We start from the raw sequence: 13,472 nt of genomic DNA on the forward strand, positions 1-13,472 counted from the left end.
TGTCGCCTACGGGGTCTCACACGGTATGTTTGGAGCGGAGATTTGAAGTCATATTTTGATTTAATGTGAACGCGCTTCCACTTAACACTTTCGGAATTTTTGGACTAGCATTATAATAGAATGGGTTATAGTTTTATATAATAAGGGAGATGGATGATATGAAGAAATTTGAAGAAAGTATGTACCAGCTTATCGTTGAAACATCTACAAATCTACCAAATGATGTCCGTCGTGCAATAGCAAAAGCAAAGGCTCAGGAAAATGCAGGGACACGCGCTGCGTTATCTCTTTCTACCATTACAGAAAACATCGGAATGGCTGATGTGAACGTGTCACCAATTTGCCAAGATACAGGGATGCCAACTTTTGAAATTAAAGTTCCAGTTGGTGTCAATCAAATCGAAATGAAAAAATCCATCTATGCAGCTATTGAAAAAGCAACAAAGGATACGAAGCTCCGTCCAAACTCCGTTGATTCTTTAACAGGGAAAAACTCAGGGAATAACCTTGGAGAAGGCACTCCTGTTATTCATTTTGAACAATGGGAAAAAGACGTTATCGATGTGCGCTTGATTTTAAAAGGTGGCGGCTGTGAAAATAAAAATGTGCAGTACAGCTTGCTACTGAATTAGAAGGTTTGGGACGTGCGGGCCGTGATTTAGACGGGATTCGTAAATGCATTATGCACTCTGTGTATCAAGCGCAGGGACAAGGCTGTAGTGCTGGTTTTATCGGGGTTGGAATTGGAGGAGACCGCACAACGAGTTACTCATTAGCAAAAGAACAGCTTTTCCGTACGGTTGATGATGTGAACGAACATGAAGATCTTCGTAAGCTTGAAGAGTATGTGATGGAAAACGCCAATAAACTTGGAATTGGAACAATGGGTTTCGGTGGAGAAGCTACGTTACTTGGCTGTAAGATTGGCACGATGCACCGTTTGCCGGCAAGTTTCTTCGTTTCTGTTGCCTATAACTGCTGGGCATATCGCCGTTTAGGGGTTGTTTTAGATCAAGAAACTGGTGATATTCAAGAATGGCTTTACAAGGACGGAGAGAAAGTTGACTTAAATGAAATTGAAAAAGAAGTCGCTGCATCGCAAGACAGTGAGAATGAAGTACGAGAAGTTGTACTTGAAGCACCTATTACAGAGGAGCAAATTCGCGATCTTAAAGTAGGTGATGTTGTTATTATTAATGGAATGATGCACACAGGCCGTGACGCAATTCATCATCACTTGATGGACCATGATGCTCCGATTGATTTAAATGGACAGGTTATTTATCACTGCGGTCCTGTAATGATGAAGGACGATCAAGGGGAGTGGCACGTGAAAGCTGCAGGCCCAACAACAAGTATTCGTGAAGAGCCTTATCAAGGGGACATTATGAAGAAGTTTGGGATCCGCGCTGTTATCGGAAAAGGCGGAATGGGACCAAAAACATTGAAGGCACTTGGGGAGCACGGTGGTGTCTACTTGAATGCGATCGGTGGAGCTGCCCAGTACTACGCTGACTGTATTAAGAAAGTAAAAGGGGTAGACTTACTTGATTTTGGAATTCCAGAAGCAATGTGGCATCTTGAAGTAGAAGGCTTTGCTGCCATTGTTACAATGGATTCTCATGGCAATAGCTTGCATGCAGATGTGGATCAATCCTCACTGGAAAAGTTGGCGCAATTTAAAGAGCCAGTTTTTAAGTAACGGATAAGGTTGATGAAGATTTAAAATGGGAAAAGGCAGTAATTTTTTCTAACGGGTTTAGCATTGGTAGGTAAAACGTTCATACAAATAGGATTACTTTTAACACTCCAATTTTAAAAAGTGAACACTATAATAAGCATACAAAAAGCACAGATAATGAATTTATCATCTATCTGTGCTTTTTTACTCTGTTGAACAGCTCCCGTTAATTACATAAGTAACAACATTATTGTTATATGATGAAGCAATTAATGGCTATCGTAAAATAAGTGGAAATTTTCCCGTTAAAATCAGAATAGAGCTAATTCTGAGGTATATAAGGGGAGTTTTTCCAGTTATAAAAAGAAAAATTGTCCAATTTCATATTTTTTGAGTCAATAGGTGGAATTTTTACCTCTATTTATTATATTTTCAGTTCTCATTACTAAAATAAGGGGAATTTCTCCGTTTAATCTTACCCACTCTTTCACTTTTTAGCATTTTTTTATTTGAATTGGTAATCATACATAAAGGATTTCAACTGTGATAAAACTAACAAAAAAATGAGGGAGAATGATACACATGTTTATGAAACGAACCGTCTTAATGACACTCATTTTTGCTGTCTTGTTTGGATGCTCCACCATATTTGCCGAAGGCTATAGCAATAAAGTTTACAATTGGAACTACAAGCCTGAAAAGGATAATAAACCAGTAGGAACAGAACCGCACTATCAAGAGCTCTTGGATAAGACTGGCGGCTTTTTTATTGGTGACACGTCTAAAAAGGAATTATATTTAACCTTTGATAACGGGTACGAAAATGGATATACGGAAAAAGTCTTAGATGTGTTAAAAGAGAAGGAGGTACCTGCCGCTTTCTTCGTGACAGGGCATTATTTAAATGATGCATCAGATCTCATCGTTAGAATGGTGGAGGAAGGACATATTGTTGGAAACCATTCTTGGCATCATCCTAGCTTGCCGGAAGTAGGGGATGGTCGCTTAACAAACGAATTAAATAAAGTAAAAGAAAAGTTTACCGAGCTTACAGGGGTAAAGGAAATGCACTATCTTCGTCCACCAAGAGGACAATTTAGCGAGCGTTCATTGGTACTGTCAGAGAAGCTTGGCTACACAAATGTATTTTGGTCCATGGCGTATAAAGATTGGGAAGTGGAAAAGCAAAAAGGTGGAGACTACGCTTATAATCAAATCATGAAGCGTATCCATCCTGGAGCGATTATGTTAATTCACTCCGTTTCTAGCGATAATGCCGAGGCATTGCCGAGAGTCATTGACGATGCAAGAGAACAAGGGTATGAATTCAAAAGTTTAGACGATTTAATGTTCCAAAAGCAAACAGAAGGTTTACCATTTGACTTTTAATTAATAAGGCTGTTCCACTACTTATATATTTTTTGAACGTGTTCGTTCCATTGCGCTACAGCCACTCGCACCCGCAAGGAGGTGTCGAGCCTCCTCGGCTGCGCCTGTGGGGTCTCGACCCTACCTCTATTTCCCGCAGGAGTCGAGTGACTTTCGCTCCATTTCACTATGAGAATAACATTACTACGGTGATCTTTACGAAAACATCCATAAATAAAAAAGGTTGTCTAATTCGCTCTCTACACTCCAATGAAGTATAGGGCAAATCCTTTTAGACAACCTTGACCTTACCTATTAATTTGCAAAACTTTGCTGACCAATTGCGGCTGCGATCGTTTCTAATGTACTCACATCTGTTACATCAAAAGCAATCGGTTGACGGCTACGAACAACCATCATTCCAATTTCTTCTTCCATTGAATTTTTAATTGGGAATTTTAATTCTCCGTTGCATTCCCATTTAATATCATCTTCAAAAGAAGAGGCTGCAACCAATTTGTGGTCTAAATTCTCATACATATAAATACCGACCCAATCAATGTATAAGACTTGTTCCACTAGGCTCTCAACCGTTTTATTAAAAATTGATTGTAGGCTTTCACGTTTGTACACATGAGCCATGATTTGTAGTGACGCTACATCTGTAGGAATTGACAATATAATCTCTCCTCTATTTAAATCTCTGAGTCTATTTTAGCAGATGTTACTCTCATTTTGCCTTAGTAAGTTTAGGAAGAAATGTGGGATCATGCTATAATAAGGGTCGCATGAAAGAACGGGGTGAACAGATGAAACAAAAGCGAGTAGATAAATCGATTGATATGAAAAGAGGACAACAATTTCCGTTAACGATTAAGCGATTGGGGATTAATGGAGAAGGTGTTGGCTACTTTAAAAAGCAAGTTGTGTTTGTGCCGGGAGCTCTTCCTGATGAAGAAGTAGTGGCGGAAGTAACCAAGGTTAATCCGCGTTTTGCTGAAGCAAAGGTTGTGAAAATTCGAAAACGATCGAAAGAAAGGATAGCTCCACCTTGTCCAGTTTACGATCAATGTGGGGGTTGTCAATTGCAGCATATGAATTACGCTGCAACGTTGCGTGAGAAACGAGATATTGTTAGACAAGCATTTGAACGCCATACGAAGCTAAATGTTGAGAAATTAGCTATTCATGACACAATCGGAATGGAAGATCCTTGGGATTATCGCAACAAAAGTCAATTGCAGGTTGGAAAACGAGGAGAAGAAGTCATCGCGGGTCTTTATGCCATGAATTCGCATAAGCTTATTGATCTGACTCAATGCAAGGTTCAGCATAGTGCCACGAACAAAGCAACAGAAGTCGTCAAACAAATTTTAGCAGACTTGAATGTATCGATATACAACGAACGAAAGCATGCAGGAGACGTTCGTACGATTGTAACTCGTGTAGGATTTGCGACAGGGCAAATTCAAATTGTTCTTGTTACAACAAAAGAACAGCTACCGAGGAAAGAAGCCATTGTGGCTGAAATTAAAAAAAGAATGCCAGAGGTGACGTCGATTATTCAAAATATAAATGGGCAGAAAACATCTCTTATATTTGGTGAAAAAACGGTTCACTTAGCAGGGGAAGAAGTAATTGAAGAAAAACTAGGAGACTTGTCGTTTGAGTTATCAGCTCGTGCGTTCTTCCAGTTGAATCCGGTTCAAACGGTGAAACTTTACGATGTGGTCAAAAAGGCTGCTGCGTTAACGGGAAAAGAAAAAGTAGTCGACGCGTACTGTGGAGTTGGAACGATTGGCTTATGGTTAGCTCGTGAGGCAGCTGAAGTAAGAGGAATGGATGTGATTGAAGCTTCGATTGAGGATGCGAAAGCGAATGCCAAGGCTCATGATTTTCATCATGTCCGTTACGAAGTTGGGAAAGCAGAAACATTAATGCCTCGTTGGCAAAAAGAAGGATGGAAGCCGGACGTTGTCGTCGTCGACCCACCTAGAACAGGTTGTGATGACATGCTGTTGCAAACGATATTGGAAGTGAAGCCGAAAAAAATGGTTTACGTATCTTGTAATCCATCAACATTGGCTAAAGATGTGGATCGTCTTTGTAAGAAAGGATACAAAGTTCGATCTGTCCAACCAGTAGATATGTTTCCGTGGACCGCACAAGTTGAAAGTGTGACGGAGCTAGTGAGAGAGAAATGATTGAAACCGCGATTGACAAGATTCGTTCAGAGTGTTTGTCATTTGGGGAAAAATCGTTACATATGGAAACGTACCGACAGTATTATGATCTTTCTTTTCAGGAAGGTTTGCATGACTATGGGTACATCACAACAAGTGGATTTGATTTATTCGTTCAGCAGTTTCGTCCACCGGTGTGCAAGGAAAGGGTCTTTTTACTTCATGGCTATTTAGACCACGCTGGTTCTCTAAACAAAACGATTCGAATGTTGGTCGAAAATCACTATGAGGTTATTGTGTATGACTTACCTGGACATGGATTGTCAAGTGGAGAGCGCCTTACCATTAACAGTTTTGAGGAGTATTTTCATACGGCAAAGGGGATATTTGACTTCTTTTTTAAAGATGTATCTCCCTTGTTGGTGGCTCATAGCACAGGGGGAGCGATTGCTTTAACATTAGTGAAAAACAAAGATGCTTCTTTTTCTAAAATGGTATTAGTTGCTCCGTTGTTTCGACCGCACTTGTGGAGGCTGTCGAAAATAGGACTATTTATAACGAGGCCGTTTTTAAAAGATCTTCGAAGGGTTTTCTCTCGAAATTCGGGAGATGAAGCGTATTTAGCTTTTACGAAACAGGATCCGTTACAAGAAAAAATGCTACCTGTCAGTTGGCTTAAGGCTTTGGGAAATTGGCTACAATTAGAAAATAATCAACCGTACGAGGATATTCGATTTTTAATGATTCAAGGAAGCGGGGATCGTACGGTAAATGTAGGTTACGGCGAAAAAAGGGTGAAGTCTATATACCTAATAGCCAAATCATAAGAATAGCTGAAGGAAGTCATCAATTACTAAATGAAGAAAGAAATGTGAGAGACCTGACTTTTCGCCTCATTCTTTCCTATTTAAAAAGAAAAGGTACAAAGGAATGAGCCAAAAGAGTGATTGGACTCTTTTGCTCATTCTATAAAAACGATAAGGAACTAGTTTGACGATTGCCTATTAAGTTCTTCCGCTTGCCGGTATGCATCGACCATTCCCCATATCCACATAATGGGATACGTAATAAATCCAATAATGATAATCATTAAAAGTGCATTAATAAACTGAATAATCATGAACGCAATGCCTTTACCAATTTGGCCGTTGTAAATTTGCCCTAATCCACACCATAAGGCACTAAGAACGGCAGCTAAACCAGGACTCTTAAGGGGACTGTTAGACATCATTCTACCTCCTTTACTTAGCTCTTATTAAGATTATTAACGTTCAAATCAAATCATGCCTTTCTTTTTTTAGAGACAGGCTAAAACAGGGGTTTTTGTAAAGAAAGAATCAAAAGAGCGATTCAAGGCAGGAGCTTAAACTATCTCTTGAACAGTGGTTTGAGATTCTTCGTGCTTCCATGGGGCATGAGGTGCCTTAATGGTTACAAAAAAGGTTGTCAAAAGGCTTTGACCTAAAGACAACCTTTTTAACTGTATTTATTAAATCGATGATTTTAATGGCATGTATATAATAGAAGGGGATCGATGATTTTTGTCGAAAGACTATGTACATGTCGTGTTCGATCATAGAAAAGGAGGGGGAAAGATGAACCTTTATAAAGCTCATATTGTGCACCCGAGTACGCAGGTGCCTTTAATTGTTTATTTCAATGAGAGTGATGGACATGTCACGTTTGAAAAGGATCAGGAGCTATTGAACGTATTAATTGAGCTAACGGAAGGGTTGCCTTCAAAAGAGAGGTTTATAAAAAATATGGAGTTAGCATCGAACATCTGCCAAACTCAATATCCGGTTTCTAGTTTTAAGGAAGTGTATGAGTTTCTCGCCACGCTGGGCGTGAAAAAGAACGATCTATCATTTCAACAATTATTTGTTCATTAAGGGGAGAGTACGATGAAAATAGTTATTACGTGTAAGCTGCCTCATGAAGTCATTGAACCATTACAAGCAAAATATGATGTTGTGATGTGGGAAAAAGAAGGGGAACCGATGGAAAGAGCAAGGCTCCTTCACGAAATTGAAGAAGCACATGGATTGTTTACAAATGTAGCGGATCAAATTGATGCGGAGCTATTGGAAAAAGCGACAAACCTTAAGGTCATAAGTACAATGGCTGTAGGATTTGATAACATTGATGTAGAAACAGCGAAACAAAAGGGAATAGTCATTGGACATACGCCTGGTGTGTTAACTGAAGCAACAGCCGATTTAACGTTTGCTCTTTTGATGGCTACAGGAAGAAGAATTGTCGAAGGAATGGACGTTTTAAGACAAGATGAGTGGAAGAGTTGGGCTCCGTTTTTCTTAACAGGACAAGAAATATATGGAAAGACCATTGGAATTATTGGCATGGGAAGAATCGGATTAGGTGTGGCTAGACGAGCAAAAGGATTCTCGATGAATATTCTCTATCACAATCGGAGTCATAATAAAGAGGCTGAGGAAACTCTCGGAGCGACGTATTGTAAATTAGATGATTTGTTAACGCAAGCTGATTATGTTGTCTTGCTTGCACCTTCAACAAAAGATACATACAAAATGATGGGCAAAGAACAGTTTGCCAAAATGAAGAATAGTGCAATTTTTATTAATACATCTAGAGGAACTAATGTGGATGAAGAAGCGTTATACCATGCGTTAGAAGCTGGGGACATTTATGCGGCAGGCTTAGATGTGTTTGACCCTGAGCCCATTTCATCTAGTCATCCTTTATTGAGATTAAGAAACGTGACGGCATTGCCTCACATTGGAAGTGCAGCGATTGAAACAAGGTTAGAAATGGCTCGGTTGGCTTGTGAGAACTTAGTGAATGGTTTAGAAGATAAGCCACTTGTTCATGAAGTAAAGGCGTAGCGAGTAGAAAGAGGTCATTCTAGAAGGTCAAAACAGCCTTCTAGAATGACCTCTTCTTTATCCTGCATTCATGTTACTTTAGGAATGGATAGGATAAAACGTGTTCCAACGTTCTCCTTACTTTCAACCTGAATTTGTCCATTCATTGCTTTTATAATGCTATAAACAACCATAGTTCCAAGGCCCGTTCCGCTTGTTTTTGTTGAATAATAGGGGGTTGCTAATCTTTTTAGGTGATCCTCTGACATACCGATCCCAGTGTCCTCAATCGTGATCACCGCTTCTGTTTCAGTTTCGGATAAGGTTAAAGTTAATTGACCTTGTTCGGGCATTGCCTCTATGCCATTTTTGGCTAAATTAATCAGGCATTGGTGAAATTTTTGCCGTTCCCCTGCCACTTTAACGTTTTCAGAGGTATTTACATTGATTGTGACATTACGCATGGTTGCATAGGGGGTCACGACTTTGACCACATATTCAAGCTCTTTTGCGACATTTAAATCAACAACATTTTCAAGTGAAGGTTTGGCAAAGGTTAAATAATCAGAAATGATAATTTCAGCTCGCTCAAGCTCATTTAATGAAAGCCTTAAATAAAAATCCTTTTTGTCAAAAGGGATGGAAGGATCTTGTAAGAGTTGAAGAAATCCTTTTGTGACCGTGAGAGGATTTCGCACTTCATGAGAAATGCTCGCAGCCATATCACTAACCATTTTCAACTTTTCAAGCTCATTTAGTTCGCTAAGGATGTAGTTTTCTTCTTTGGCACGCTCAATAAAATAAATAAACAAAAACATAACGATGACTTGGGTAATGTAAAACAGGATCAATGTTACCCAACCACTAACAGAAAGATTCACTTTAAAAAAGGAAACGACTGTAATGAGTAACAAAATACTTAAAACATTTGCTCCAATAGCGATGGTCATTTTTCTAGAGAAATTAGTTGTAGAACGAAATTGAGCACTAAAAAAGGCAATCGCTAAGAAGATAAGGGGGTAAATGATAATGGACGTATAAAACCCTTCTCCTAAACCAAGGAAATACCGATAACCAAGCAGAACAAATAATAAGGTGAGCCCTACTTTTCGACCGCCATATAAAATGCCAATAATAAACGGAACTTGCCTAAAATCAAAAATAAAATTTGGGCTAATGTTCCAAGGAAAGCTCATACATAAAACAATTGAAATAGCAGAAATGAGTCCGATCATGATGTTGTTTGAAACAATATTAATCTTTCCTTCAATGTATTTATGATATATAAAAAAAGAAGGAAGATAAAAGTGAGGTTTAATAAAAAGACTTGAATATCAAAAAGTTGTCCCACATCCATCCCTCGTTTTTTTATTTTTTTATATAATTCGCTATTTTTCGTGATTATCCTGCAAAACATGTAAAATTGTGGGTCATGGGGACAGGTTCCTTGACCCACCTCAAATGGACTCACGTTCCGTTATCTGTGACAAAAATAGCGATTTTGCGGTGTTAGTGGACTGTGGTTCCGCTATTTAGTGTTTTAAGGGTGTTTTTATAGTTAATTTCTGAAAATAGCGGATTCTGTGTCCGCCAAAGCCATAAAAATGCCAGTTTTAGATGAAATAGCGGAACTCATGTCCACTAAAAAAACAAGAACCGCTAACATGATAGATAGCGGTTCTTGTTTATATTCGGATCGTCCATTTCATATGGACATTGTGGACTTATCTAAACTGGGTCAAGGAACCTGTCCCCATGACCCACTTATTAGTCTTCGTCGACAGGGTAGACGCCGTTTTCGTCGTGTACTTCTCTTCCTGTGATAGGAGGGTTGAATACGCATACCATGCGCATGTCGCCTTTTTCACTTGCGCGAAGAAGATGCTCATCATGCTTATCTAATACATAGATTTCATCTTTTTTGATTGGCCATACTTTGCCGTCTGCTAGTGTTTCTACTTCACCTTCGCCTTCGATGCAGTAAACAGACTCAAGGTGGTTTTGATACCAGATATGAGTTTCTGTACCAGCTTTAATAATGGTATCGTGAACGGAATAGCCCATACCAGAGTCTTTTAACACAAGACGACGGCTAATCCAATTCCCGCCATCTACTTCTTGATCTGTTCCTATGATATCTTTTAGTTTTACGACTTTCATACTTGATTACCTCTTTTCATTAGTATGTAGGGGAGTAAGGTTTACTCCCCTTATAGGTGTTCCTCATATTCTTGCTTAAGATGTAACTAATTCTTTCGATCCTAAAACAGCTTTTACGCTGTCTTCAATAATCTTGAATCCTTTTTCCAATCCTTCATCATCAATAATGAGAGGAGGGAAGAGCTTGAATACTTCATCTTTCGGTCCAGATGTTTCCATAATTAGACCGCGCTCAAAGGCTTCAGCAGCGATTTGACCAGAAAGTCCTTCGATTTCAGATGAGATTCCGACCATATAACCGCGGCCTTTTGCTTCTCCTTTTAATTCAGGATAATCGGCAACAATTCTTTCTAAGAAACTAAAGATGCGCTCTGATTTCTCTTGAATGCCTTTTTCGAAGCTTGCATCTTCCCAATAAGAAAGGGCAGCCGTTGCTGTTACAAATGCATGGTTGTTTCCACGGAATGTACCATTGTGCTCACCTGGTTCCCAAATATCTAACTCAGGACGAATTAGAGTAATAGCTAGTGGCAATCCATATCCACCAATTGATTTAGACATACATACGATATCCGGTTTGATTCCAGCTTTTTCAAAACTAAAGAATGTTCCAGTACGACCAACACCTGCTTGAACATCATCGACGATAAGCAGAATGCCCCAACGTTTACAAATTTGTTCTACACGTTGTAACCACTCGAAGCTTGCAGCATTAATACCGCCTTCACCTTGGACTGTCTCGAGGATCATTGCAGCAGGGATTTCAACTCCGCTACCTCCATCCTCTAGGAAACGCTCGAGATACTCCAGAGTGTCGAGGTTGTCGTTAACAAAGCTATCATAAGGCATTGTTACAACATTTTGTAATGGAATTCCAGCACCTTTACGTTTAAAAGCGTTACCTGTAACGGATAAAGCACCAATTGTCATACCATGGAAGCCATTTGTGAAGCTAATAATATCTGTACGTCCCGTTACTTTACGTGCCAATTTCAAAGCACTTTCTACCGTATTTGTTCCAGTAGGTCCTGGGAACATGACTTTATAATCAAGGTTTCTTGGTTTTAAAATGACTTCGTTAAATGTTGTTAAAAACTCAGCTTTTGGAGCTGTTGCCATATCAAGCGAATGTGTGATGCCATCACTTAAGATATAATCGACTAGCTTTGCTTTCATCGTTGGATCATTATGACCGTAATTTAGAGCACCTGCACCTGAAAAGAAATCAATGTACTCTGTTCCTTTTTCATCCCACATTTTATATCCCTTTGCTTTAGTGAAAACAGTTGGAAAGCTACGGCAATAACTACGCACCTCGGATTCAAGCTTCTCAAAAATCGTCATATCTGTTTGACTCATCGTCTTTTTTCCTCCTAATAATACCTATACTGGGTAATGTATTTTTATTTTTTCATTAAACCTAGCTAATAAGGTGTTACTTAGTTTTTTATTGGACCTACACGAAAAGTAAGTTCTTCTTCATGTCCTTCTTCTGGAAACAAATCCTCAGAGAAACAATCACTTACTTCACATTCAGTTTCAAAACTACGAGCTAAGCGGCGAAATAACGCCTGTGATGCTTCATTTGACGGTGTAACAGTTGCTTCAACGTACTTTACTTCTTTACAACCTTCACGTTGTACGAGTTCATGAAGTAATTTTGAAGCTAACCCTTTTCCTCGTTGAGAAGAATGAACACCAATCTGCCAAACAAATACAACATCTTGTCGTTCGGGAGGAATAAAAGCAGTGACGAATCCAACGACTTGATCGTTTTCTTTCGCGACAACACACGTCTCAGCAAAAAACTCACACATCATAATGTATTTATAAGCTGAATTTTGGTCGAGCGTTGATTCATTAACTAATTCCCACATCGCTGCCCCGTCTTCAACAGTAGGTTTTAAAAACTCAACCGATCCTGTTTTTATGGGAGCAGGAGCCATTTGACTTTTAATGTTGGTATCCCCCTTGCATCCAAATTTTGTTTACTGTTTAATCATACGGGTAGTCTGGAAACGACGCAACTAAGCTTAAATGGGATTAATTAGCGTGAGCCACGATTAGATCGGATTAAGGTATGTGGGAACATTCATTGCTGAAAATGCTACTGAATGGTTAAGTTTTCTAACTAATTGAAATAGACAGACTCGCGGGCGCTTTAAAAAAGGTTGATGTAGCAGGGGTTTCGAGGTTTGTGGTTTTTTTTCAGAAAATAAAAAAGAGAAAATCAGCTATAAAAAGCCGTTTTTCTCTTTTTTTGGACAAATTACGATTTGCTTCGACTTGCTGCTCGGTCTGCTGCACGAAACTCTGATCCATATCGAACTTCTTGTGCCTTTCGTAAGGTGCTACGCTCTTCTTGTGCTCTACGTTTTTTGCTTTCCATCCTGACCACCACTTTCTGTAAAGGTAGTATCAGTATGGACTTGATTGGACAATCTTAATCTTTCTAATTAAGCTTCTTTTACTTCTAATTCATCTTGATGAGTTCTCATTAAATGAAGGTGATACTGATCTTTTTCTATTTGGAATAAGTTGTATATATCAACAGGGGCATTTATTTGTTCGTATACATCACGTCTGAAATCATTTGCGAGGGTGCAATAAGGTAGCTTTTCGGCAGCTTTAAATGAGCGGACATTTTCTTTACGAATTCTCATGAATACCGTTTGAATGTCACAGGAGAAAAATAGCTCTTCAAAAAAAGCGTCTTTTGCCACTTTGTTGTAGCCTCTGCCAAAGTATGGTTTGCCAATCCATGTTCCTAAAAACCCACTTTGGTTTGTGATGTCAAATAAATTAATCGTTCCAATTGGTGCGCCCCACTCATCGATAATGGTGCGAGAGATGAGTTCGCCGCGTTCTTCAGCTTCTATTGTCTGTTTTGTAAGAAACACAAACTCATCATACGAATGTGCCTTCTGACGAACATAGGGGAATACGGCCGGGTCCACTAACAAATCGAACAAAGCATGACAATCAGCGACGTCTCGTTTTTTTAATATCACAAAAAGCCCTCCTTTTGGATGAGGGCAGAAATCATCCACCCTCGAATTTAATAATGTTGCGTATCAAATTCGGGGTGGGAATCGAACCCACTAGAACCAGTCTTACTGGTGGCGCACCAATTGCCTTCCCAATGCTTATATAATCGACTATAAAGCGATTTAGGGGATTCTAGCGTGTTTAGACTAATGAAACACTGTGATATGATAACAATTCGTTCATTTACTC

13 protein-coding genes and 1 pseudogene are annotated in these 13,472 nt (G+C 39.2%); 6 read left to right on the forward strand and 8 right to left on the reverse strand.

What is annotated here, in order from left to right; translation table 11 throughout:
- The first annotated feature begins 158 nt into the window (after positions 1–158).
- Together JCM9140_RS10675 and pdaA are read left to right on the forward strand one after the other, a co-directional pair.
- Positions 159–1,702 (forward strand): annotated as a pseudogene (locus tag JCM9140_RS10675) (fumarate hydratase).
- 567 nt (positions 1,703–2,269) lie between these two features.
- Complete coding sequence (gene pdaA, locus JCM9140_RS10680; protein ID WP_034745999.1) at positions 2,270–3,070, forward strand: delta-lactam-biosynthetic de-N-acetylase; 801 nt, start codon at positions 2,270–2,272, stop codon at positions 3,068–3,070.
- A 294-nt stretch (positions 3,071–3,364) separates the two neighbouring features.
- Here pdaA and JCM9140_RS10685 read toward each other — a convergent pair whose 3' ends face one another.
- Positions 3,365–3,727, reverse strand: a complete 363-nt coding sequence (locus JCM9140_RS10685; RefSeq protein WP_034745917.1) for a hypothetical protein — start codon at positions 3,725–3,727, stop codon at positions 3,365–3,367.
- A 131-nt stretch (positions 3,728–3,858) separates the two neighbouring features.
- Here JCM9140_RS10685 and rlmD point away from each other — a divergent pair, with 131 nt between their 5' ends.
- On the forward strand, positions 3,859–5,253 hold the full coding sequence (gene rlmD, locus JCM9140_RS10690; RefSeq protein ID WP_034746002.1) for a 23S rRNA (uracil(1939)-C(5))-methyltransferase RlmD: 1,395 nt from the start codon (positions 3,859–3,861) through the stop codon (positions 5,251–5,253).
- Positions 5,250–6,059: an alpha/beta fold hydrolase gene (locus JCM9140_RS10695; RefSeq protein ID WP_052002199.1), complete on the forward strand. Its 810-nt coding sequence runs from the start codon at positions 5,250–5,252 to the stop codon at positions 6,057–6,059. Before rlmD ends, JCM9140_RS10695 begins: the two co-directional genes overlap by 4 nt.
- Before the next feature lie 158 nt (positions 6,060–6,217).
- On the opposite strand, the gene JCM9140_RS10700 is transcribed toward JCM9140_RS10695, so the two are convergent.
- Positions 6,218–6,460: a hypothetical protein gene (locus JCM9140_RS10700; protein WP_034745920.1), complete on the reverse strand. Its 243-nt coding sequence runs from the start codon at positions 6,458–6,460 to the stop codon at positions 6,218–6,220.
- 367 nt (positions 6,461–6,827) lie between these two features.
- Between JCM9140_RS10700 and JCM9140_RS10705 the strand changes: the two genes are divergently transcribed.
- Both JCM9140_RS10705 and JCM9140_RS10710 read left to right on the forward strand, forming a co-directional pair.
- The gene (locus JCM9140_RS10705) at positions 6,828–7,124 is read left to right on the forward strand and encodes a hypothetical protein (protein WP_034745923.1); all 297 of its coding nucleotides are present in this window, start codon (positions 6,828–6,830) and stop codon (positions 7,122–7,124) included.
- A 12-nt stretch (positions 7,125–7,136) separates the two neighbouring features.
- On the forward strand, positions 7,137–8,096 hold the full coding sequence (locus JCM9140_RS10710; protein WP_034745926.1) for a 2-hydroxyacid dehydrogenase: 960 nt from the start codon (positions 7,137–7,139) through the stop codon (positions 8,094–8,096).
- Between the two features lie 68 nt (positions 8,097–8,164).
- Here JCM9140_RS10710 and JCM9140_RS10715 read toward each other — a convergent pair whose 3' ends face one another.
- From JCM9140_RS10715 to JCM9140_RS10735, 6 genes are all read right to left on the reverse strand, one after another.
- Positions 8,165–9,394 (reverse strand): ATP-binding protein, encoded by a 1,230-nt coding sequence (locus JCM9140_RS10715; protein WP_034745929.1) that lies wholly within the window; start codon positions 9,392–9,394, stop codon positions 8,165–8,167.
- A gap of 448 nt (positions 9,395–9,842) precedes the next feature.
- Positions 9,843–10,235, reverse strand: a complete 393-nt coding sequence (locus JCM9140_RS10720; RefSeq protein WP_034745932.1) for an ectoine synthase — start codon at positions 10,233–10,235, stop codon at positions 9,843–9,845.
- Positions 10,236–10,310: 75 nt separating this feature from the next.
- Positions 10,311–11,594 (reverse strand): diaminobutyrate--2-oxoglutarate transaminase, encoded by a 1,284-nt coding sequence (gene ectB, locus JCM9140_RS10725; protein ID WP_034745935.1) that lies wholly within the window; start codon positions 11,592–11,594, stop codon positions 10,311–10,313.
- Between the two features lie 80 nt (positions 11,595–11,674).
- Entirely contained in the window at positions 11,675–12,181 is a 507-nt protein-coding gene (gene ectA, locus JCM9140_RS10730) for a diaminobutyrate acetyltransferase (RefSeq protein WP_034745938.1), read from the reverse strand.
- A gap of 323 nt (positions 12,182–12,504) precedes the next feature.
- Positions 12,505–12,624 carry a YfhE family protein gene (locus JCM9140_RS23155; RefSeq protein WP_081727659.1) on the reverse strand — a complete coding sequence of 40 codons (120 nt, stop codon included), beginning with the start codon at positions 12,622–12,624 and terminating at the stop codon, positions 12,505–12,507.
- A gap of 67 nt (positions 12,625–12,691) precedes the next feature.
- Entirely contained in the window at positions 12,692–13,243 is a 552-nt protein-coding gene (locus JCM9140_RS10735) for a GNAT family N-acetyltransferase (protein ID WP_034746008.1), read from the reverse strand.
- Positions 13,244–13,472 lie beyond the last annotated feature (229 nt).

Source organism: Halalkalibacter wakoensis JCM 9140, assembly GCF_000513095.1.
Classification (GTDB): Bacteria; Bacillota; Bacilli; order Bacillales; family Bacillaceae_D; genus Halalkalibacter; species Halalkalibacter wakoensis.

Coding starts and splice junctions, on each gene's coding strand:
- pdaA (WP_034745999.1), top strand. CDS start 2,270: ATGAAACGAACCGTCTTAATGACACTCATTTTTGCTGTCTTGTTTGGA.
- rlmD (WP_034746002.1), top strand. CDS start 3,859: ATGAAACAAAAGCGAGTAGATAAATCGATTGATATGAAAAGAGGACAA.
- JCM9140_RS10695 (WP_052002199.1), top strand. CDS start 5,250: ATGATTGAAACCGCGATTGACAAGATTCGTTCAGAGTGTTTGTCATTT.
- JCM9140_RS10700 (WP_034745920.1), bottom strand. CDS start 6,460: ATGTCTAACAGTCCCCTTAAGAGTCCTGGTTTAGCTGCCGTTCTTAGT.
- JCM9140_RS10705 (WP_034745923.1), top strand. CDS start 6,828: ATGAACCTTTATAAAGCTCATATTGTGCACCCGAGTACGCAGGTGCCT.
- JCM9140_RS10710 (WP_034745926.1), top strand. CDS start 7,137: ATGAAAATAGTTATTACGTGTAAGCTGCCTCATGAAGTCATTGAACCA.
- JCM9140_RS10720 (WP_034745932.1), bottom strand. CDS start 10,235: ATGAAAGTCGTAAAACTAAAAGATATCATAGGAACAGATCAAGAAGTA.
- ectB (WP_034745935.1), bottom strand. CDS start 11,594: ATGAGTCAAACAGATATGACGATTTTTGAGAAGCTTGAATCCGAGGTG.
- ectA (WP_034745938.1), bottom strand. CDS start 12,181: ATGGCTCCTGCTCCCATAAAAACAGGATCGGTTGAGTTTTTAAAACCT.
- JCM9140_RS23155 (WP_081727659.1), bottom strand. CDS start 12,624: ATGGAAAGCAAAAAACGTAGAGCACAAGAAGAGCGTAGCACCTTACGA.